The organism is Seohaeicola sp. 4SK31 (genome assembly GCF_028802875.1).
Lineage (GTDB): Bacteria > Pseudomonadota > Alphaproteobacteria > Rhodobacterales > Rhodobacteraceae > Seohaeicola.
Map to the genome: position 1 here is coordinate 1 of NZ_JARAMP010000020.1, position 19705 is coordinate 19705.

At 61.2% G+C, this 19705-nt stretch carries 20 protein-coding genes and 1 tRNA gene; 2 read left to right on the forward strand and 19 right to left on the reverse strand.

Annotated features, from left to right (window positions below; all coding sequences use genetic code 11):
* Nucleotides 1-530: 530 nt before the first annotated feature.
* The 6 genes from PVW27_RS15875 to PVW27_RS15900 all read right to left on the reverse strand — a co-directional run bounded on the left by PVW27_RS15875 (nucleotide 531) and on the right by PVW27_RS15900 (nucleotide 8430).
* Nucleotides 531-1118, reverse strand: a complete 588-nt coding sequence (locus tag PVW27_RS15875; protein ID WP_274559416.1) for a hypothetical protein — start codon at nucleotides 1116-1118, stop codon at nucleotides 531-533.
* Nucleotides 1119-1296: 178 nt separating this feature from the next.
* On the reverse strand, nucleotides 1297-2865 hold the full coding sequence (locus tag PVW27_RS15880) for an acetolactate synthase large subunit (protein ID WP_274559418.1): 1569 nt from the start codon (nucleotides 2863-2865) through the stop codon (nucleotides 1297-1299).
* A gap of 15 nt (nucleotides 2866-2880) precedes the next feature.
* Nucleotides 2881-4449 (reverse strand): class I adenylate-forming enzyme family protein, encoded by a 1569-nt coding sequence (locus PVW27_RS15885; RefSeq protein ID WP_274559420.1) that lies wholly within the window; start codon nucleotides 4447-4449, stop codon nucleotides 2881-2883.
* A gap of 43 nt (nucleotides 4450-4492) precedes the next feature.
* Nucleotides 4493-6493: a TRAP transporter permease gene (locus PVW27_RS15890; protein WP_274559421.1), complete on the reverse strand. Its 2001-nt coding sequence runs from the start codon at nucleotides 6491-6493 to the stop codon at nucleotides 4493-4495.
* A gap of 149 nt (nucleotides 6494-6642) precedes the next feature.
* A complete protein-coding gene (locus tag PVW27_RS15895) occupies nucleotides 6643-7779 on the reverse strand; it encodes a TAXI family TRAP transporter solute-binding subunit (RefSeq protein ID WP_274559423.1) in 1137 nt (378 codons plus the stop codon).
* Nucleotides 7780-8193: 414 nt separating this feature from the next.
* Nucleotides 8194-8430: a hypothetical protein gene (locus tag PVW27_RS15900; RefSeq protein WP_274559425.1), complete on the reverse strand. Its 237-nt coding sequence runs from the start codon at nucleotides 8428-8430 to the stop codon at nucleotides 8194-8196.
* A gap of 378 nt (nucleotides 8431-8808) precedes the next feature.
* On the opposite strand from PVW27_RS15900, the gene PVW27_RS15905 reads away from it, so the two are divergent.
* Nucleotides 8809-8970: a hypothetical protein gene (locus PVW27_RS15905; RefSeq protein ID WP_274559427.1), complete on the forward strand. Its 162-nt coding sequence runs from the start codon at nucleotides 8809-8811 to the stop codon at nucleotides 8968-8970.
* Nucleotides 8971-9085: 115 nt separating this feature from the next.
* Here the strand turns inward: PVW27_RS15905 and PVW27_RS15910 are convergent.
* The 13 genes from PVW27_RS15910 to PVW27_RS15970 form a co-directional block, all read right to left on the reverse strand.
* Nucleotides 9086-9162: transfer RNA gene (locus PVW27_RS15910), tRNA-Arg, on the reverse strand.
* 68 nt (nucleotides 9163-9230) lie between these two features.
* A complete protein-coding gene (locus tag PVW27_RS15915) occupies nucleotides 9231-10451 on the reverse strand; it encodes a cysteine desulfurase (RefSeq protein ID WP_274559429.1) in 1221 nt (406 codons plus the stop codon).
* Nucleotides 10452-10455: 4 nt separating this feature from the next.
* The gene (locus PVW27_RS15920; RefSeq protein ID WP_274559431.1) at nucleotides 10456-11037 is read right to left on the reverse strand and encodes a YIP1 family protein; all 582 of its coding nucleotides are present in this window, start codon (nucleotides 11035-11037) and stop codon (nucleotides 10456-10458) included.
* On the reverse strand, nucleotides 11024-11524 hold the full coding sequence (locus PVW27_RS15925; RefSeq protein WP_274559432.1) for a YIP1 family protein: 501 nt from the start codon (nucleotides 11522-11524) through the stop codon (nucleotides 11024-11026). The genes PVW27_RS15920 and PVW27_RS15925 overlap by 14 nt, the downstream gene beginning before the upstream one ends.
* On the reverse strand, nucleotides 11524-12810 hold the full coding sequence (gene sufD / locus PVW27_RS15930) for a Fe-S cluster assembly protein SufD (protein ID WP_274559434.1): 1287 nt from the start codon (nucleotides 12808-12810) through the stop codon (nucleotides 11524-11526). Before sufD ends, PVW27_RS15925 begins: the two co-directional genes overlap by 1 nt.
* Nucleotides 12810-13571, reverse strand: coding sequence for a Fe-S cluster assembly ATPase SufC (sufC, locus tag PVW27_RS15935; RefSeq protein WP_274559436.1), 762 nt, complete (start codon nucleotides 13569-13571; stop codon nucleotides 12810-12812). Before sufC ends, sufD begins: the two co-directional genes overlap by 1 nt.
* A 38-nt stretch (nucleotides 13572-13609) precedes the next feature.
* Nucleotides 13610-14206 carry a hypothetical protein gene (locus PVW27_RS15940; RefSeq protein WP_274559438.1) on the reverse strand — a complete coding sequence of 199 codons (597 nt, stop codon included), beginning with the start codon at nucleotides 14204-14206 and terminating at the stop codon, nucleotides 13610-13612.
* Nucleotides 14203-14523 carry a heavy metal-binding domain-containing protein gene (locus PVW27_RS15945; protein ID WP_274559440.1) on the reverse strand — a complete coding sequence of 107 codons (321 nt, stop codon included), beginning with the start codon at nucleotides 14521-14523 and terminating at the stop codon, nucleotides 14203-14205. The genes PVW27_RS15940 and PVW27_RS15945 overlap by 4 nt, the downstream gene beginning before the upstream one ends.
* A gap of 3 nt (nucleotides 14524-14526) precedes the next feature.
* Nucleotides 14527-14868, reverse strand: a complete 342-nt coding sequence (locus PVW27_RS15950; RefSeq protein ID WP_274559441.1) for a DMT family protein — start codon at nucleotides 14866-14868, stop codon at nucleotides 14527-14529.
* Nucleotides 14865-15731, reverse strand: coding sequence for an FkbM family methyltransferase (locus tag PVW27_RS15955; RefSeq protein WP_274559443.1), 867 nt, complete (start codon nucleotides 15729-15731; stop codon nucleotides 14865-14867). The genes PVW27_RS15950 and PVW27_RS15955 overlap by 4 nt, the downstream gene beginning before the upstream one ends.
* A gap of 36 nt (nucleotides 15732-15767) precedes the next feature.
* Entirely contained in the window at nucleotides 15768-17288 is a 1521-nt protein-coding gene (sufB, locus tag PVW27_RS15960; RefSeq protein WP_274559444.1) for a Fe-S cluster assembly protein SufB, read from the reverse strand.
* A 36-nt stretch (nucleotides 17289-17324) separates the two neighbouring features.
* Nucleotides 17325-18365, reverse strand: a complete 1041-nt coding sequence (locus PVW27_RS15965; protein ID WP_274559445.1) for a cysteine desulfurase family protein — start codon at nucleotides 18363-18365, stop codon at nucleotides 17325-17327.
* Nucleotides 18366-18405: 40 nt separating this feature from the next.
* A complete protein-coding gene (locus PVW27_RS15970) occupies nucleotides 18406-18873 on the reverse strand; it encodes an Rrf2 family transcriptional regulator (protein ID WP_274559447.1) in 468 nt (155 codons plus the stop codon).
* A 171-nt stretch (nucleotides 18874-19044) separates the two neighbouring features.
* On the opposite strand from PVW27_RS15970, the gene PVW27_RS15975 reads away from it, so the two are divergent.
* Nucleotides 19045-19701, forward strand: a complete 657-nt coding sequence (locus PVW27_RS15975; RefSeq protein WP_274559448.1) for an alpha/beta hydrolase — start codon at nucleotides 19045-19047, stop codon at nucleotides 19699-19701.
* Nucleotides 19702-19705 lie beyond the last annotated feature (4 nt).

Sequence of the window (19705 nt, forward strand, 5' to 3'; positions counted from 1 at the left end):
AGGTCCGCATCGCCATCCTGAACGGCTACACCGCACTCGGCATACCCGTCACAGAGACCGTGGGATAAGTCTGTCCAGGGAAAGGGGAACTTCGGCGATCAGCCGATTTGTGCAACAGAGCCTATTGTTGTCATAAACCAGCAAAGGTCGCAGCCCGAACGAGAAGCTTGGTTGGCCGTATTTCACATTCCGACCAAGGGCGAGAGATGAGGCGGTACGCATAACCGCCTGTCCAGCGCCACGTGGGCGATCGGTTAGCAAAGATTTGAGGTATAGACGGGGAGTACCGAAAGCGCCTGCCAAGGCCCAGCGTGGCATTGGGTCAACAAAGCCTGGCTGTGCGACAACGGGTGCCAAATTGGTGAACAGGGCTAAAGGTAGAAGTGCAACGAAAATTGCTATACTGGCAAAGCGTTTGATACTAGACACAAATACTCACCTACCAGAACGCATGCTAAACTAAGCGACTAGGCTAAAAAAGTTGTTTGGGCTGGAAAAGCCTTGGTCGGCTTTTCCAGCTAAGACCGAGGTCAATTTTTCTCTGCTATTATTCCGCCGTAGAAGTTGTAATTATCTTCAGTATCAAGCATTTCAAGACCGGCTTTAATGGCGCCCCCAGCGGAACCGACGAACTGCCCGGTCATATTGCCGGTAAAAGTTACCGAGCCTTCCGGATCCGTTAGGGTGCCTGAAACAGTTGTTGAAAACGTGCTTCCAGTGAAGTTCGCATTTGCAATCGCAAGCGATCCACCAATGGACTCAACCGCGCCGTTATCTTCTGGGAAAGCCAGAAAATTTGTCATGCTTCCACTGATGGACCCTCCGGTCGCGGTGAAATTCGCAGTCATCGATACGTCAGCGATTGCGAAAACGTCTTCTTCTTCGAAATCTTCGGTTTCAGCGAATGCTGCGAAGCCAGTGTATGAAGCTGTTCCGCTTGTCGGCATATCGATCGTCGCACTTGCATCTTCGTATTTGTCGACCAAAGCTTGGGCATTGGCCAAACGCTCGTCAAACGCTTGCTCGGACGTTTCGAAAGATGCGGAGCCTGTGGAACTGCCGCCGCAGGCAGACAAGGTCGCGATTGCCAGAAATGACAGAAAAGTTTTGTGGTACAACTGATTACCCTCCAGTTACTATTTACTACAACTAAAGGTTAAAAATGATTCCGAGACACGGGTCAACCCGGTTGCGCCATGAACGACTAATTTGATGTCGCAATACTGAGCAAGCCTCTGTTTTTGTTTGATATTTTAAAAATATTGCGCGCCTTGTCTCTTTTGAGGCAAGAACGCCTCAGAAAATCGCCTCGATCAGATAGGGGCCGGAGCTGGCCAGACCGGCTTCCAGGGCGGCTTCGAGACCCGCGCAATCGGTGACGGCTTCGGCCTCGACCCCCATGCCGCGTGACATCTGCACCCAGTCCAGATTGGGCCGGTCCAGCGACAGCATGTCGATGGCGCGCGGGCCGGGATTGCCGACGCCCACATTGGTCAGCTCGCCCCGCAGGATGCGGTAGCTGCGGTTGGCGAAGATCACCACCGTGATGTCGAGGTTCTCGCGCGCCATGGTCCAGAGGGCTTGCAGCGTATACATGGCCGACCCGTCCCCGGTCAGAGCCATGATCTTTCGGTCCGGCGCGGCAATCGCCGCCCCGATAGCGACGGGCAAGCCATAACCGATGGACCCGCCGCAATTGTTCAGCCAGACATGCCGCGGCGCCCCCTGCGTGGCTTTGAAGAAGCCGCGCCCCGTTGTCACGGATTCATCCACGATCACCGCATCCTGCGGGATCGCACGGCCAAGGATCAGCGCTATATTGTCGGGATCAAGCGGTCCGTTGGGGCGGTCGGGCACACTTGCTTGGGCCACATGGGCGGGTGCGGTCTCCGCAGCGCCAGCCCCGTCGCAAAGCGCGGTCAGGGCGGCTGCAAGATCGGCCCCGGTGTCGGCCAATGTGATGATCTGCGCGCCCTCGGCGGTCAGGATGGCGGGCTTGCCCGGATAGGCGAAGAATCCGATGGGCGCGCGCGCCCCGACCAGCACGATCCGCTTGTAAGGGGCCAGCACCTTGAGCGCGATATCAATGGGATAGGGCACGCGCGCGACACTGACCCGCCCTGCCCCGCGATCCATCCGCGCATTGGCCCATTCCGACAAAAGCGCGCAGCCCGTAGCGGCGCTGATGCGTCCGGCAAGGTCAAGATTGGCCTCGGTCAAAGCGGCCCCTCCCAGCAGCAGCAGGCTGTCCGGACCAGACAGTGCTGCAATCGCTGCCTCAAGCTGATCCCGGTCGAAATCTGGGCGCGGTGTCGCGGGCAAGGGATCGGCCACAACTCCACCTTCGGTCCATGCCGTGTCGGAGGGCAGGATCAAGGCCGCCACCTGCCCCGGCGCGGTATTGGCGGCCTGCACCGCCTGTGCCGCATCATGGCCAAGGCTGGCGGCATCTTTGGACGTGTGCACCCAATGCGAGACAGGCCGGGCGATCCCCTGAATATCGGAGGTCAGTGGCGCATCCAGCGCGATATGGCTTTCAGCATGTTCGCCGATGATGTTCAGCACGCCTGACCCTGCCTTCTTTGCGTTGTGAAGGTTCGACAGACCATTGGCCAGCCCCGGCCCCAGATGCAGCAGCGTGCAGGCGGTCTTGCCCGCCATCCGGTAGTAGCCATCCGCCGCCCCGGTAGCCACCCCTTCTTGCAAGGTCAGAACAGAGCGCATGCCGGGGATATGGTCGAGCGCGGCAACGAAATGCATCTCGGATGTGCCGGGGTTGGAAAAGCAGGTATCCACCCCAGAGGCCAGCAGCGTATGAACAAGGCTCTCGGCACCGTTCATGGCGGGATTGGTCTTGTCGGTCATGTCTTGCCTTTCCGTTCAGGTCCGCACGTTCGCCCAGAAGGGCGCGCGCAATTCGCGTTTCAGGATCTTGCCGATGGTTGAACGCGGCAGCGACTCCCGCGCCTCAAGCCCCGACAGGCGCTGGCTTTTGCCCAAGCGGTCATTGGCGGCGGCGCGGATATCTTCAAGGGTCCGTGTCGCACCCTTGCGCAGCACGATCAACCCATAGGGAGTCTCGCCCCATGAATCCGAAGGCACGCCGATCACGGCGGCATCGGTCACATCAGGGTCGGCCAGCAGCACCAGCTCCAGATCATTGGCATAGATGTTCATTCCGCCCGAGATGATCATGTCCTTCTTCCGGTCGGACAGGATCAGGAACCCATCGGCATCGAAATGGCCCATATCGCCCGAGCGGAAATAGACTTCGCCCGCCTCATTGCGCCAAATGAAGTCGCTTGTCAGGTCGTCGCGTCCGAAATAGCCCGCCATCATCGTAGGGCCGCGCCCGCAGATCTCGCCCACCTGCCCCTGCGGCACCTCGTGCCCGTCCGCGTCGATCAGGCGGATGTCATTGCCGGCGGCCAGCTTACCCACGGTGTGCAACTTGTCGGGGTGTTCATCCGCGACCAGCACGGTCACCCCGCCGCCTTCGGTCGAGCCGTAATACTCGATCAGCTTGCCGGGAAAGCGCGCCAGAACATCGGCCTTCACATCCGCGCGCAGCGGCGCTGAGGTCGAGAATTTCACACGCATGGAAGACAGATCGAAGCGGTCGAAATCCGGCACTTCCATGATGCGCTTGTATTGCACGGGCACCAGCATCGTATGGGTGATCCGTTCCGCCTGAACGATGCCCAGATAGTCGCGCGCATCGAACTTTGGCATCAAGTGCACGGTCGATCCGCCGAAGAGCGTCGGGATGAACGACACGATGGTGGTATTGGAATAGAGCGGCGTCGAAATCAGCGTGCGGGCGTTGTCGTCATAGCCATTCGGCGTGACGCGGTCCATCTGCGCCGCGCGCATCCAGTGATCATGCAATATCCCCTTGGGCGTGCCCGTTGTGCCCGAGGAATAGATCAGGTTGAACGCATCCATCAGGTCAATCGGCACCATCGGGTCATCGGTGGATGCCTGGAACAGCGCATCATCCATGGGCAGATAGGCCGGATCGGTGAAGTCCATCGCGTACCGGGTGATCGGCATGTCGGGCAGGAACCCGGCCACCAGATCATCATAGGGCCTTGCTACGAAGATCGCACGGGCCGCGCAATCCACCAGCATCTTATGCAACGCCTCGGACGAGGCCATGGAGGACAGCGGCGTCACGCAGCCGCCCGCCCGCAGGATACCCATGAAAAGCACCGCGTAATCGGCCGAGTTGGGCGACAGGATCGCGATGCGGTCCCCTTTCTGCATCCCCTGCCCCAGCAGAAGGTTTGCGACACGATTGACCCTTGCGTCAAACGCCGCCCATGTCAGGCGCGTCGTCCCGCAGACCAAAGCCAGCTTGTCGGGATGTGCGCGGGCATTGTCGCGGATCTGCTCCACAATGCTGCGCACCGGGGGCGTGCCGGATGAGGGCGGGTTGATCGGGATCATCGGGGTCTTCCGGTTCTGCGGTCGGTGTTCTGCCGGGATCGTGTCAGGCTACGCGCGGCTCTGCAAGCCGTGCCCGCCACGCCACCCACAAGGGCAGCGCACAAATCGCCAGCCCCAGCAGGAAGGATGCGCCATAGGACAGGGCCAGCAGTTCCGTTTTGGGCTTGGCGATCAGCACACCGCCGAAGAACAGCATCACGCGCAGCGGCAGCGCCATAGCCCCCCGGATCGGCCCGACAAGGCTGACATAGCCTTGCAGTGAGGCTGAGATCATCAGAACGCCCACCATCGCGCAAGACAGCGCCACCGCCACCTCCCAAGCCGGGGCTTGGCCCACGAGTGCGGGGTTCAGCACGAAGAAGAAGGGCATGATATAGATGACACCGCCCAGCCGCATCGCCTCGAATCCCGTGGCGATCGGGTTCGATCCCGCCATGGTCGAGGCGGCGAAGGCCCCCAGCGCCACGGGCGGCGTGATGAAGCTGACCATCCCCCAGTAAAGGATGAAAAGATGCACGGCGAGCTGGTTCAAGCCGCCCGCCTCAAGCGCCGGGGCCAGAACGACGGCAAGGAAGATATAGCAGGCCGTCACTGTCATCCCCATCCCGAAGATGAAGGCCGTCACCGCGCCCATCAGCACCAGCACCAGCGTGTTGTCGCCTGCGATGAAGACCAGTTCGTTCACCAGTGTGCCCGCCAGCCCCGTGGCCGAGAAGGACCCCACGATCAGGCCGACACCCAGCAGGATTGCGGTCAGTTCCGCCAGCCCCATGCCGACGCCGACGATCATGTTGGACAGGCGTTGCAAATCAAGCCGGTGGCTGGCGCGGAACTGATTGACCACCAGAAGCAGCGCCGTGGCGTAGAACGGGGCCGATGTTTCCCGCCGCAGGCCAATCATCATGAAAAGCAGAAGCGCGAAGACGAAGATATAGGGCCAGCCCTCCTTCATCACATCGCGCAGAACGGGCAACTCAACCTTGGGCAATCCCCGCAGGCCGCGCCGGGCTGAATAGGCGTCGATCTGGGTGAACAAGCCCCAGTAGAACAGCAGGCTGGGAATGGCCGCCGCCAGCGCGATATCGACATAAGGGCGCGACAGGAAAGACGCCATCACAAAGGCCGTGGCCCCCATGATCGGCGGCATCAGCACCCCGCCGGTCGAGGCGCAAGCCTCGGTCGCGGCGGCGGTCTTGGCGGAAAATCCGGTCTTGCGCATGGCCGGGATGGACACCGCGCCCGTGGTGAGTACGTTCGAGATGACCGAGCCCGACATGGACCCCATGAAACCGCTGGCGAAGATCGAGACTTTCGCCGCCCCGCCGCGATAACCGCCCACCAGTCCCAATGCCAGATCGTTGAAAAACTGCCCGCCGCCCGTGCGTTGCAGCACCGCGCCGAACAGGATGAAGCCGATCACCACCCCACCGAAGGCCTTCATCGGGATGCCGAAACTGCTTTCGGATGAATAGATGTGATAGGGCACGGTTTGCAGAAAGCTGCTCTGGAAGCCGGTGAACGGGTCCGGCATATGGCCTGCAAACGTCGGATAGAAGGCGAAAAGGGTCACGATCACGAACAGGACCAACCCGCCTGCTCGCCGCGTCGCCTCGAGCGTCAGAAAGAAGAACGCGACCGCCACATATTGCGCCGTGGTGGGTGCCGCATATTCCCAGCCCTGTGACAGGTTCTGTTGTGCTGTCTGCCCCAGATAGGCGGTGCAGCCAAGCGTCACCGCAAAAAGTGTCCAGTCCAGCAGCGACGGCACCCCGCCCTTGCCACCGCGCATCTGGAAAATCAGGAAACTCAGCGCCAGAAACAGCCCGCCCAGCAGATAGAGATAGCGCCCGTCGATCAGCACGATCCCAAGCGCCTGCAGGTTAAAAAGTTGATTCACCACCAGAACCAAACCCGCCAATGTGCCGCCGATCACCACCCAGCGCGCCAGCCCGCCAATCCGTTCAGCCGGGGTGGACCCGTCGATCTCGACCTGCTCGAAGGTGGTTTTTTCACCATCGGTGACGGAAGGTTTCTCGGCGCTCATGGGATGTCCTTGGTCTGGTGCAGGCGACAGGTCCGGCACGGCTCAGGCACTGGCCTGATGGCGCGGATGGTCTGACGGAAATGGAAACGGCGTCGCAGCAACGACCCGGCCATGCGAGATGCCAGCCGGGTCGCCCTTGTGCGAGGATCTTAGAACACGACTTCGAAGCCGTTATCCGCCAACGCCTTGCGGCGCGCCTCACCCCATGCGGCCTCCCAATCAGCGGGGGCCTCGGCCTTGAGCGCATCCCAGGCGGCCTTGAGCACGGCCTGACGTTCGATCAGCCGGTCGTTATTGGCCTGCGCCTCATCCGTCCAGACGCCCACTTCCTTGAAATACTGGATCGTTCCCTCATGGTAGGGCACCACCCATTCCATTTCCTGCTTGTCCAGCGCCCAGCCACCGATGCCGGGAGCCTTGCCGTCATAGGCGGGGAACAGTTCCACCATCGCCTTGGTCATGTTGTAGACCAGATCGGTGTCGGTTTCGTCCGTGGCGACAAGCACAGGGTAAGGATAGCCGGCGCCCTGATACCCATCGGTGCCGTCGATATTGGCACCCACACGGGCCTTATTGGGCAGGAAGAACGGCGCGATCTCTTGCATCGCGGCCAGACCTTCCTTGTTGTCGGGATCGATCGGTGGCCAGAACAGACCGCGCGGGCCAGCGGCGGCTTCATAGGCATTGCCCGAGTTGGTTGCCGCGAAGGCGGCATCAACCTGCCCTTCGATCAGCCCGGTCCAACTGGCACCGAAGCCGCCGAAATCGACGCGCGTCACATCATCCCACGTCAGGCCACCATAGGCCAGATAGGCCTCGGTATTCACGTTCAGCGCAGGCGCACCCACGATATAGGCCACGCGCTTGCCCTTCAGATCGGCATAGGTCTCGATCCCCAGATCACCGGCGACGCCAACGGCCAGATTGATCGCGCCTCCGTTATTGGCCAAAAGGACACGGACCGGCTGCGGCCCCCAGTTCTCGGCCCCGAAGTCAAAGGCGCCCTCTTGGGCCATGAAGCTGCCGCCGACACCGGTTGCCGAAAACTGCACGCGCCCTTGACGCAGCGGTTCGGTGCGCGAGACATCGTTCTTGCCCGGCAGGACGCGCAGGTTTATGCCCGCAGCGTCCTGAAGCGCGGCCCCGACGGCCACCGCCTGGTTATAGCCAGCAGAGCCCGTATCGTAGGCCGTCCACGACAATTGACTTGGCAATTCAAAGCTCTGAGCCCCGGCCAGACCGGCAGACAGAGAAAAAGCCGCGACGGCGGCGAGAATCGGTTTCATGAAGTCCTCCCTTTTTTTACGGCGAAATCCCTTCCCTCCCTGCGACTTCGGCGCTGGGCATCCCCAGTCTTGGTCCAAAGTTGCGGAATTTCATTTCGCTATGCGGTTACGTTAGGGAGGCTGCACCGACCCTGTCAACCCAAGGAAGCCCCCCACACACAGCAATTCATCCCGCGCGTGCAAGAGTCCGCCGGGATCGTGCCCGACCTGAACTCCGATAGGGTCGGACAGGCCCTTCAAATGGCCTTGAGGAGAAGTGTGGGCTTGGGGGAAACTGGTGCGCTGTCACGGCAGAAGACGAGAACTGGCAACTTGTCTTGAAACGGTAGGTTACTGTGGCAGGAATTTGGTTGAGTACCTGGGGCTGCGAAATCATCGCCGGGAACGGCCCTGCCGCTTCTGTAGTCGGCTAAGTTATTGTTTCAGCTGGAGGGAGATCAACACATCTCCGTCCAGAAGCAGCTTTCGTCCTTCCATAGCCGCCCGCAGCGGGCGCAAACGTTGCGGGTGGGTCTGGTATTCTTCGAAGATGGTCGTCAGACGAGCATCCCAACGCCGCAGCACCTCCTCCTTCGCATCCGAAACGTCGCGCAAGTCGGCTTCGGTCACCCGTGGCACAGCGTCCAGTTGCGTCAGCGCATTCAGAAGCATCGGGGAGTTGCCGGTGATCGCGCGGTCCAGTTGGTCAGTGAAATCTGCCCGCAGGCCGGCACAACCGGGGAAAAGCGACTTGATGGAAAAGCCCGCGCGATAGCCGTAAAACAGCCCGGTTCTGTCGTGCGACGACGTACTGCCCGTTACCGCCGTGGCGAAGATATTCCCGTAAATCGTGCTGCATGGAACCTCCCGCCGACCCGCGGGATGGTTCGTATTGCCAATGAGTTAATAGGCGATCAACCGACCGTCTTTAGCCTCGATCAGGAGTAGTGCTCGCTGCTGGCAGCATCAGAGTGAGAGGAGTGCTGGTCTCCCAGTGACGGGTTGAGGGCTGGGAGAGTGGCTCCCGCCGCCTGTCACGGGAGATAGCCGATGGGCGTTGTGGAAGTTCTGGATCCGGTCGCACAGGCGCGGGCTGGTGGCGGATCGGTGGATGTGAGCCGGGTTGAGCAGAACGGGCGGTGTCGTCCGAATGGTGGGGCCGCGAGGATGACGGCCGTTATCTGGCGCTCGACGATCTCTGGCCCGATGTGAAGGCTCGGTCCGAGCGCCGCGCCATAGAGCATCGCGGAATTACCACTGCAAACGCGCACCACAAACGCACAGGTCACGCGCAGCAGACATATGGAAAAATATGCGAAATAAAGTATGGTGCACCCGACAGGATTCGAACCTGTGGCCTCTGCCTTCGGAGGGCAGCGCTCTATCCAGCTGAGCTACGGGTGCATCTGCGGGTGGAATAGGACAAAGCACGCGTCCCCGCAACCGCTATTTGGCGTGGGCCCTGGCCCGTGTCAGGCGAAAAGCTCATGCGCCAGTTCCAGCGCGTCGATCAGCACATCGACCTCGGCTTCGGTGTTGTACAGCCCGAAAGATGCGCGGCAGGTGGCGTTGACGCCCAGATGCTCCATCAAAGGCCCCGCGCAATGCTGGCCTGCACGCACCGCGACCCCCTTCTTGTCAAGGATGGTCGAAATATCATGGGCATGCGCTGCCCCATCCATCGTGAACGAAAAGATCGCTGCCTTGTCCGCCGTGGTGCCCTGCACCGAAATCCAGTTCAGACCGTCAAGGCGCGTGCGCGCATAGTCGCGCAAGGCGCGTTCATGGGCGGCGATATTTCCCATCCCCAGGCCCATCATGTATTCCAGAGCGACCCCCAGTCCGATGGTCTGCACGATGCCGGGCGTCCCCGCCTCGAACTTCATGGGCGGGTCGTTATAGGTGACTTTCTCGCGCGTGACCTCGCGGATCATGTCACCGCCACCGATGAAAGGGCGCATCTCGGCCATGCGGTCGTGGCGGACATAGATCGCACCCGATCCGGACGGACCATAGAGTTTGTGACCTGTGATGGCGTAGAAATCACAGCCGATATCCTGCACGTTGACGGGCATGTGCACAGCCGCCTGTGACCCATCCACCAGCACGGGCACACCCTGCGCGCGCGCGCCATCGCAGATCGCCTTCACATCCACCACCGTACCCAGCACGTTGGACACATGCGTCACCGCAATCAGCTTGGTGCGCGGGGTGATGGCGTCCAGCACGGCCTGCGGGTCCAGCGCACCAGTCGCATCCACATCGACCCATTTGATGACCACGCCTTGCCTTTCGCGCAGGAAATGCCATGGCACGATATTGGCGTGATGTTCCATGATGGACAGGATGATCTCATCCCCTGCCTGCATCCGGGGCATGGCCCAACCATAAGCGACCATGTTGATCCCCTCGGTCGTGCCCGAGTTGAAAATGATCTCGTCCTCGGAACCGGCCCCCAGAAAGCGGGCGATGATTCCGCGCACGCGTTCGTAATTGTCGGTGGCCAGATTGGACAGATAGTGCAAGCCCCTGTGAACATTCGCATATTCATGGGAATAGGCATGGGTGATCGCGTCGATCACAACCTGCGGCTTCTGCGCCGAGGCCCCATTGTCCAGATAGACCAGCGGCTTGCCGTTCACCTGCCGGGACAGGATCGGGAAATCGGCGCGGATCTTTTCGACATCATACATGGGTTCAACTCGCTTCGGTTGCGGGGACGCCGATCAGCATCATCAGGAAAGACAGGCCGATGGTGACGCCCACGACCGAGAAGACAAGCACCAGAACGCTTTTTCCCAGCGATCCGAGACGATGCGCCACATCCAGAAAATTCACCAGCAGCCAAAGGCTGTACGCGGCCACGACCAAAGTCGCCATCAGGGCCAACGCCGGCATCAGCATGGTCAGCACCAGAAGCACGGCCTGCGCTGCCAGCCGCAGATATTGCAGCCAGACCATCACGACCGTCACATCCGCCAGCCGACCCTGCCCGCCCATCATGCCCCCCACCCAAGTCAGCAGATGCATGGTGATCACCATGCCCCCTGCCATGGCCACGGCATAGAGCACCGGGTTGGAAAACAGACCGGGCAGCGGGAAAGTCGTGGGAAAGAGCATCAAATTCACGCTGAACATCAGCGCATTCAGCACCGCCCCCAGTGCAAGCGCCGTCCAGAGTGTCGGCAGGCCGAGATCCATCGCAATCAGCCGCTCGGCCGTCGCGCGCGGGTCACGCAGCGTGTCCATGGCAAGAGTTGGAAGGTCATTCACTTGCATCGGGTCTCTCTCCCCAGCCGGCCTGTCGCAGACCCGCCATCCAGAACCACAGGAACGTGGCAAACCACAGCACCCCGGTCAAATTCAACTCAAGCCCTTCACCGATGAAACCTGCCACCAACCCCCAGAGCAACATCACGGGACTTGCTGCCAACAAGGCCCAGAACAAGGCCAGTCGTGCACCAAATCCAGTGCTCCGGCCCCCAAACAGCCGGATCAGACCATGGCTGAGCAGAGCCACCGTATAAAGAACAAGCGGAAGAATGAAGACCACGCCGAACAGTGACCCCGCCATCAGCAATTGAAGATCCTCACCCGCCAGATAGGACTGTCGCGCCAGTCGCGGCCACTGGGCCACGAACATGACAAGACAGCCACCGAGCAGCATGACCAGCGCGCGATCCTCGCGCTGGCCAGCCGACAGAAGCCGGGCCACGACGCGGCCGGGTCCCCGGTATGTCGCGGCAATATCGGTCGTGACCGGCATCAGCCGCCCCTGCGGGCGAGCCAGCCGGTCAAGCGGCTGACGATCTCGTCACGCAGACCTTCGTCCTCGATCTCTTCGACCGCTTCGGCCAGGAAGGACAACACAAGAAGATCGGTCGCCTCCTTCTTGGGCACCCCGCGCGAGCGCAGGTAATACAGCGCGTCCATATCGATCGCCCCCGAGGTCGAGCCATGCGAGCAGGCCACGTCATCGGCATAGATCTCAAGTTCGGGCTTGGCGAGGAACTGGCTGTCACCGTCCAGAAGAAGCGACTGGCTGATCTGATAGCCATCGGTCTTCTGCGCGCCCTCCTTGACCAGAATCTTGCCCTGGAACACGCCGACAGCCCCGTTGCGCAGCACTTTCTTGAAAACCTGACGGCTTTCGCAGCGCAGCGCATCATGGGTCACAAAGACGGTATCGTCATGATGGAAGGCCCCGTCTCCCATCGCGGCACCCGCGATATGGGCCACCGCGTCGTCGCCTGTCATCTCGATCACCGCCTCGTTGCGGGTCAACACGCCATTCACCGTGAGCGTGAAGGACTTGAACTGGCTTTCAGCCCCCAGACGCGCGAAAATATGCGTCGCGGCCCGCCGTTCGTGATCCCGCCCCTGCGCGCGGATATGGTGGAAGCGGGCACCGTCTGCCACCTCGACCTCCAATACCTTGTTGAAGCGTGCCGCCGCCGGTCCATTCTCCAGAAGGGTCAACTCGGCCCCCTTCTCAAGTTTCACGACATGATGCAGAATCGCATCCGATGTTTCGGATTTATGGGTATAAATCAGGCTGATCGGCTTGGACGCCGCACCAGTGACGCGGATCAGGACACCATCGGTCGCATAGGCGCTGTTGAAGGCCGCCAACGGACGGTCCACCGGCTTTTGCCCGCGCGCCTCAAGCACACCGTAAAGGTCCTTGGCCCAATGGATATCGGCCTTGGCCGCGGTTTCAAGCCGCTCGATCTCGACCCCTGCGAGGGTGAGGTCATCGCTTGCGGCCGGATCGAAAACGCCATCGACAAAGACGACGCGCAGACGATCGACGCTTTCGAAAACCTGCGGTTCCTTGCTGTCGAACAGGGCTGCGGCCGGGGCCTCGGCCTGCGTCAGCGTTTCGGGTCGGGTATAGCGCCAGTATTCGTCACGCCGCGCGGGCAAGCCCATCGCGCGCAACCGGGCGAGCGCGTCCGTGCGCACCGAAGTCGCCCACTTTCCACCAGCCGGCAGATCGAGTGTCGCGATCCGTGCCTCTGTCGCCTCCTGCTTCAGTTCCGCCCGTGCCATCACACCGCCTCCGCTTCGGCCAGCAGATCGGCATAACCGTTCTGCTCTACTTCAAGCGCCAGTTCGGGACCGCCCGACTTGATGATGCGGCCATCGGCCATGATATGCACCACATCGGGTTTGATATGGTCCAGAAGCCGTTGATAATGCGTGATGACAAGGAATGACCGCCCAGCATCGCGCAGCGCGTTCACACCATCGGACACCAGTTTCATCGCATCCACGTCCAGACCTGAATCGGTCTCGTCCAGAATGCACATCTTGGGTTCCAGCATGGCCATCTGCAGGATCTCGTTGCGCTTCTTCTCACCGCCCGAGAAACCCACGTTAACGGGGCGCTTCAACATATCCGCGTCAATCTGCAGGGTCTTGGCCTTCTCGCGGATCACCTTGAGGAACTCGGCAGCGCTCATCTCCTCTTGCCCGCGGGCCTTGCGTTGCGCGTTCACGGCGGTGCGCAGGAAGGTCATGTTGCCCACACCTGGAATTTCGACCGGATACTGAAAGGCCAGGAACAGACCCGCTGCCGCGCGCTCTTCGGGCTCCATGTCAAGAATATCCTCGCCTTCCAGCGTGGCGCTGCCATCCGTCACCGCATAGCCGTCACGCCCGGACAGGACATAGGACAGGGTGGATTTGCCCGATCCGTTAGGACCCATGATCGCATGCACGGTGCCCGGTTCGATCACAAGGTCCACGCCCTTGAGGATCGCCTTGTCCTCGGCTTCAAGTTTGACGTGCAGATTCTTGATTTCCAGCATCTTTATTCCTTTCCGTATTGTCCTGATCCAGACGGCCCTCAGGGCCGTGTCATCAGATTGAACACCTGCAGCAGCCGGTTGGCCGGCACAGGCATCGGGTTGATCTCAAAGCGGGCCATGCGGCCCATGATCGCGGCCGGCGCGCCCAGAAACGTCTCGATCTGGTGATGGCGCGGGCGATTGGCATAGTCGTCGTAATACAGCGTGACAGGCCGGACGATCCGGAACGCCGTGGCCAGAGCGCAGCCCATCCGGAACCGGCCATCCACCAGAACCACATCGGGATGGGTAAAACCCGGCAGGTCCCAGACTGCAAGCGGATAGCGGGCAAACCCCTTCCAGCCGCTGTCATCAATCGGGTGTCCCCATTCCTTGGTTGGCCCGATATCGGACCAGACGATGTCCACCTGACCCGCAGGCGGATGGGCCGCGAACCAGTCGCGCATCATCTGTGCCCAGGCCTTGTCGCTCTCGACCGATGTCACACGCTTCCCCAGTTCCGCCGCCATCACCGTGGACCCGCCCGACCCATATTCAAGGATCGTGCTTGCCGCGGCGTAGGCCGCGCCAAGTGCCGCGGCCTCGGCCTCGGGCAGGGTCAGTTCCGGACGGATCAGAGCGGCGGTCGAGTTCATAGGCGCTGCACCACCACCGCCGTTCCCGAGGCGCTGACCATCAGCATCGACTGTCCAACCACTTCATAGTCCAGATCGACACCGACCACGGCATTGGCGCCGGCCAACGCGGCCTTCTGCTGCAACTCCCGCAGGGCCGTATCGCGGGCGTCCTGAAGCTTCGACTCGTAAGCCCCTGAACGGCCGCCAATAATATCGGTGATCCCGGCAAAGATGTCGCGCACCACATTGGCGCCCATGATCGCCTCGCCCACCACGATGCCGCGATAGTCGGTGATGCGATGACCTTCGATGCTATTGGTTGTCGTGACGATCATTTCCTATCCTCTGAACACAAGCGCCGCACCCAGCGCGATGAAGCCGAAACCTGCCGCCGTGGTCCAGCTGATCGTTTCCTTCAACCAGAACACCGAGAATCCGACGAAGACGATCAGGGTGATCACCTCCTGTATGGTTTTCAGCTGGGCCGCTGAATACACCTGATGCCCCATCCGGTTGGCGGGCACTGCCAAGGTGTATTCGAACAACGCGATCCCCCAGCTGATCAGGATCACCGCGAAAAGCGGCGCGGTCGGGAATTTCAGATGACCATACCAGGCGAAGGTCATGAAAACATTCGAGACCGCCAGCATCAGAATCGGTGCGACATGGGCCACGGTCATGCGCGCAACTCCTGCGGCAGGTGATCGACATAGGCCCCCGGCAGCGTCTTGCGCGTCAGGCCGCGCGCGACCAGCGTGTCAATCGCCAGCAAGGCCAGGTCATGACTGCCGATGGTCGCCGCCAAAAGTGCCAGGGCGCGCAATTGTGCATCCGACCAAGCTTCGCGATCCTCGAGGCTGCGGATATAGACCGCATCCCCGTCGATCAGCTGGCTGGACAGGGCCTTTGCATTGACACGCGCCTTCTGGCTGTGATGCAGCATGCGGGACTTCTGATGCAGAAACCGGTGCAGCACGAACCCCTGCGCGCGCAAGATGCGGTCCAGATCATGCAGCATCGGCTCGCCATCATAGAGGCGATGGAACCGCATTTCGGCAATCACCATGACCGCCTGCGCCAGCTTGGTCCGACCGCCGTCGATCACATCACATTCCGCGCCTTGCGCATCAACCTTCAGCAAGTCGATCCGTGCGATATCCGCAATGTCATCAAGACGATGCGTCACGATGCTGACCTTTTGATCCTGTCCCAGATGGCGGCGGAAATGCCCAAGATAGCCAATCGCCGCCTCACTCAGCGGATAGAGAGAGGACATCTCGGACGAAGGATAGACATGCAGCGTGGCAGGCCCGCCCGCGCCCAGGGCCAATGGCAGCCAGGTCGCATGTTCCGAGCCTGCCAGTTGTGCAAAAGCATCGGGATTGGGCTCGAACCCCCAAACATGACACAGACCCTTGCTCAACAAAGGCTTGTAGATCGGCCTTCCCAGTGGGTTGGCCCCGACATCGACAATGGCCAGAGGGGCGGCCAGATCAAGCCGCGCCCCCAGCATCGCGATCAGGGATTTTCCCGCCACAGCCATAGCCTTGTCCCACGCGCAGGGCCGCAGCCCCCGGCCTCAGCCGACGCTGCCTTCCAGAGAGATGGCAACCAGTTGCTGCGCTTCCATGGCGAACTCCATCGGCAGCGCCTGCAACACTTCGCGGCAGAAACCGTTGACGACCAGCGCCACCGCCTCTTCCTCGTCCATCCCGCGCGACCGGCAATAGAACAGCTGATCGTCATCCACCTTGGACGTGGTCGCCTCATGCTCGACCCGCGCGGTATTATTGCGCACCTCGATATAAGGCACGGTATGCGCGCCGCATTTGTCGCCGATCAGCAGGCTGTCACACTGGGTGTAGTTCCGCCCGTTCTGTGCCTTGGGGTGCATGGACACAAGGCCACGATACGTATTCTGCGCCCGCCCCGCGCTGATCCCTTTCGAGACGATGCGCGACTTCGTGTTCTTGCCCAGATGCACCATCTTGGTGCCGGTATCGGCCTGCTGCATGTTGTTGGCGATGGCGATGGAATAGAACTCGCCTTGGCTGTCATCGCCGCGCAGAATGCAGGAGGGATATTTCCACGTCACAGCCGATCCGGTTTCCACCTGCGTCCACATCACCTTGGCCCGGTCGCCCCGGCAATCGGCGCGCTTGGTGACAAAGTTGTAGATGCCACCACGGCCTTCCTCATCGCCCGGATACCAGTTCTGGACGGTGGAATACTTCACCTCGGCATCTTCCTCGATGATGATCTCGACCACCGCCGCATGAAGCTGCGCCGTGTCGCGCTTGGGCGCGGTGCAACCTTCCAGGTAGGACACGTAGCTACCCTTGTCGGCAATGATCAGGGTCCGCTCGAACTGGCCGGTATTCTCCGCATTGATGCGGAAATAGGTGCTCAACTCCATCGGGCAGCGCACGCCCGGCGGCACATAGACGAAGGAGCCATCGGAAAACACGGCCGAATTCAGCGTGGCATAGAAATTGTCCGAGGGCGGGACGACCGACCCCAGATATTTCTTCACCAGTTCCGGATGATTGCGGATCGCCTCGGAGATCGAGCAGAAGATGACCCCTGCCTTTTCCAGATCCTTCTGGAAAGTGGTCCCCAGCGACACGGAATCAAACACCGCATCCACGGCAACCTTGCGTCCCTCGGGCTTGTAATCCTCGGCCCCTTCGACGCCCGCAAGGATCATCTGCTCTTGCAGCGGAATCCCCAACTTCTTGTAGGTTTCCAGCAGCTTGGGATCGACATCATCCAGCGACTTGGGCTTGTCGATCATGCTGGTCGGGCGGGCATAGTAATAGATGTCCTGAAAGTCGATCTTGGGATAGCTGACCATGGCCCATGTCGGCTCCTCCATCTGTTCCCAGCGCTGGAAGGCCGACAGACGCCATTCGGTCATCCATTCGGGTTCCTCGTTCTTGGTGCTGATCAGGCGCACGATATCGGGGTTCACGCCCTTGGGGGCGAATTCCATCTCGATCTCGGTATTCCAGCCATGCTTGTAGGTGCTGCCCACCTCGCGCACGGCCTCGACCGTCTCGCGGTCGACGCCTTCGCGGATCTCTTCTTTCAACGTGGTCATGGCCTTACTCCTGTTCGCGTCTCGTCATTCGGTCGGTCACGCCGCACGGGCGCTGAATTTGTGGCGCTTCGCCAGCCAGGTCTCGGCAAAGCGCAGCACCTCGTCTTCGGTCGTCTGTGGCGACAGCGAGACGCGGATCGCGCCCCCGGCCACATCGTCGTCATATCCCATCGCGCGCAACACGCGGCTGGCGCGGACCTTGCCGCTGGAACAGGCCGATCCCGCCGAGACGGCAAACCCTGCCAGATCCATCTGCATCACCTGCGTCTCGCCCTTCCAGCCGGATGTCGCGATGCAAGAGGTGTTCGGCAATCGATCCACATCCCTACCTGGGAAAATAGTATCGGGCGCTCCGGCCTCAATGGCCTTTTCTAGAATATTTCTAAGTTCCGCAACCCGCGCCCAGACTCCATCGGCCAGATCACGCGCGGCCGCCTCGGCCGCGGCCCCGAACCCGGCGATGCCGATGATGTTCTCGGTCCCGGCGCGCCGTCCCTGTTCCTGACCGCCACCGCGCAACTGTGCGGCAAGGTCCGTGCCCCGCCGGATCACCAGCGCACCAATGCCCTTGGGACCACCCAGCTTATGCGCCGAGACCAGCGCCATGGTGACACCCGTCCAGTTGAAGGCCAGCGGCAGCTTGCCGAACCCTTGGGTCATGTCCGACACGGCCAATCCTTCAGGCAAGCTCTGGATCACACCGGTTTCCGAATTGGCCAGTTGCAGCGTCGATCGCGCGGGATCGCTCACCGTCACCAGACCCGAACGATCCACCGCCAGATCGGTCGCGACCCAGGCCGCCACCGCCTCATGCTCGATCTCGGCCCCTTGCAAGCCGCGCCCCGCCAAGGCGAGTGCCGCCGCCTCGGTCGCGCCCGAGGTGAAGATCACATCCGCCCCATCCGCCCCCAAGGCCGCCGCCACCTGCGCGCGCGCCGCCTCGACCAGCGACTTGGCCGCGCGCCCTTCGGCATGCACGGATGACGGATTGCCCACCACATCCATCGCACGCAACATCGCCACCCGCGCCTCGGGGCGCAGCGGGGTCGTCGCGTTATGATCCAGATAGGCGCGCAAACTTCAGTCCTTCATCGTTCCAAAAATACTCAAATCCGCCTTACGCCTCATCCACCACAGGCATGGAGAACAACGACGGCACCGCCGGACAGGGTGCCAGATCGTTGCGCACCACATCCGACAGGCGAGTCTGATGCAGATAGACATAGACATGGGCGCTCAGGCCCTCCCACAGGCGGTTCGTCACCGACTGGGCCCGCGAGCCGGACACGGCCCCGCTGGCCCCCTCGCCCCGATGCATGGCGTCGACGGTCTCATCCACAGCGCCCAGAACCTCGACCACCCGGATCTCGCTGGCAGGACGCGAAAGACGATAGCCACCGCCCGGTCCTCGCACGGACTCGACCAAACCTTCGCGGCGCAGCTTCACGAAAAGCTGCTCGAGATAGGGCAAAGAGATGTCCTGCCGCTTCGAAATCTCGCCCAGCGTGACCAACGCGCCCTGCGGCTGCAACGCGATATCGGCCAGCGCGACCATGGCATAACGGCCTTTGGTGCTAAGTTTCATTGGCTTGCCTTCGTGAACACATTGACGTGACGGGGTGCAGGGCTTATCTCGCTTGCACCCGGTCCGGCCGCGCAGTCGAATTGAGGCAGTCGGATTTAGAAACGTTCTAAGGTGCTTGAGCAAATTCGTCAAGATTAATTGCCGCACCCATGCAGGAGACATGAACCCACCATGCCCGAGGTTATATTTCCCGGCCCCGAAGGCCGGCTCGAAGGCCGGTATCACCCGCAGAAGGAACGTGACGCCCCCATCGCCATCGTGCTTCATCCCCACCCGCAGTTCGGCGGGACGATGAACAACAAGGTCGTCTACAATCTGCATTACGCCTTCTACAACATGGGCTTCACCGTGCTGCGGTTCAATTTCCGCGGTGTCGGACGCAGCCAGGGTGAGTATGATCAGGGTATCGGCGAACTGTCGGACGCCGCCTCGGCGCTGGATTACCTGCAGTCCATGAACAACAATTCCAAGCATTGCTGGGTTGCGGGCTTTTCCTTCGGGGCCTGGATCGGGATGCAGCTTCTGATGCGCCGCCCCGAGATCACGGGGTTCATCTCGGTGGCACCGCCCGCGAATATGTATGACTTTTCGTTCCTTGCGCCCTGCCCGGCCTCGGGTCTGGTGATCAACGGCACCGCCGACCGCGTCGCACCACCCGCCGATACGACCAGCCTTGTCAGCAAGTTGCATGAACAGCGCGGCATCACCATCACCCACGAGCAGATCGAAGGGGCCGGCCATTTCTTTGACGGTCCCGGACAGATGGAACAGATGATCGGTTCGGTTTCGGACTATGTGAAGCGCCGCCTCACGGAAAGTTCGCGGTGATCCC

What these genes read in the sequence shown, in the direction of transcription:
- PVW27_RS15900 (WP_274559425.1), bottom strand. Translation starts at nt 8,430, where the DNA reads ATGCTTCTGAATGCGCTGACGCAACTGGACGCTGTGCCACGGGTGACC.
- sufC (WP_274559436.1), bottom strand. Translation starts at nt 13,571, where the DNA reads ATGCTGGAAATCAAGAATCTGCACGTCAAACTTGAAGCCGAGGACAAG.
- sufB (WP_274559444.1), bottom strand. Translation starts at nt 17,288, where the DNA reads ATGACCACGTTGAAAGAAGAGATCCGCGAAGGCGTCGACCGCGAGACG.
- PVW27_RS15920 (WP_274559431.1), bottom strand. Translation starts at nt 11,037, where the DNA reads ATGCAAGTGAATGACCTTCCAACTCTTGCCATGGACACGCTGCGTGAC.
- PVW27_RS15890 (WP_274559421.1), bottom strand. Translation starts at nt 6,493, where the DNA reads ATGAGCGCCGAGAAACCTTCCGTCACCGATGGTGAAAAAACCACCTTC.
- PVW27_RS15970 (WP_274559447.1), bottom strand. Translation starts at nt 18,873, where the DNA reads ATGAAACTTAGCACCAAAGGCCGTTATGCCATGGTCGCGCTGGCCGAT.
- PVW27_RS15940 (WP_274559438.1), bottom strand. Translation starts at nt 14,206, where the DNA reads ATGAACTCGACCGCCGCTCTGATCCGTCCGGAACTGACCCTGCCCGAG.
- sufD (WP_274559434.1), bottom strand. Translation starts at nt 12,810, where the DNA reads ATGGCACGGGCGGAACTGAAGCAGGAGGCGACAGAGGCACGGATCGCG.
- PVW27_RS15925 (WP_274559432.1), bottom strand. Translation starts at nt 11,524, where the DNA reads ATGCCGGTCACGACCGATATTGCCGCGACATACCGGGGACCCGGCCGC.
- PVW27_RS15880 (WP_274559418.1), bottom strand. Translation starts at nt 2,865, where the DNA reads ATGACCGACAAGACCAATCCCGCCATGAACGGTGCCGAGAGCCTTGTT.
- PVW27_RS15885 (WP_274559420.1), bottom strand. Translation starts at nt 4,449, where the DNA reads ATGATCCCGATCAACCCGCCCTCATCCGGCACGCCCCCGGTGCGCAGC.
- PVW27_RS15905 (WP_274559427.1), top strand. Translation starts at nt 8,809, where the DNA reads ATGGGCGTTGTGGAAGTTCTGGATCCGGTCGCACAGGCGCGGGCTGGT.
- PVW27_RS15975 (WP_274559448.1), top strand. Translation starts at nt 19,045, where the DNA reads ATGCCCGAGGTTATATTTCCCGGCCCCGAAGGCCGGCTCGAAGGCCGG.
- PVW27_RS15945 (WP_274559440.1), bottom strand. Translation starts at nt 14,523, where the DNA reads ATGATCGTCACGACAACCAATAGCATCGAAGGTCATCGCATCACCGAC.
- PVW27_RS15895 (WP_274559423.1), bottom strand. Translation starts at nt 7,779, where the DNA reads ATGAAACCGATTCTCGCCGCCGTCGCGGCTTTTTCTCTGTCTGCCGGT.
- PVW27_RS15955 (WP_274559443.1), bottom strand. Translation starts at nt 15,731, where the DNA reads ATGGCTGTGGCGGGAAAATCCCTGATCGCGATGCTGGGGGCGCGGCTT.
- PVW27_RS15915 (WP_274559429.1), bottom strand. Translation starts at nt 10,451, where the DNA reads ATGTATGATGTCGAAAAGATCCGCGCCGATTTCCCGATCCTGTCCCGG.
- PVW27_RS15950 (WP_274559441.1), bottom strand. Translation starts at nt 14,868, where the DNA reads ATGACCGTGGCCCATGTCGCACCGATTCTGATGCTGGCGGTCTCGAAT.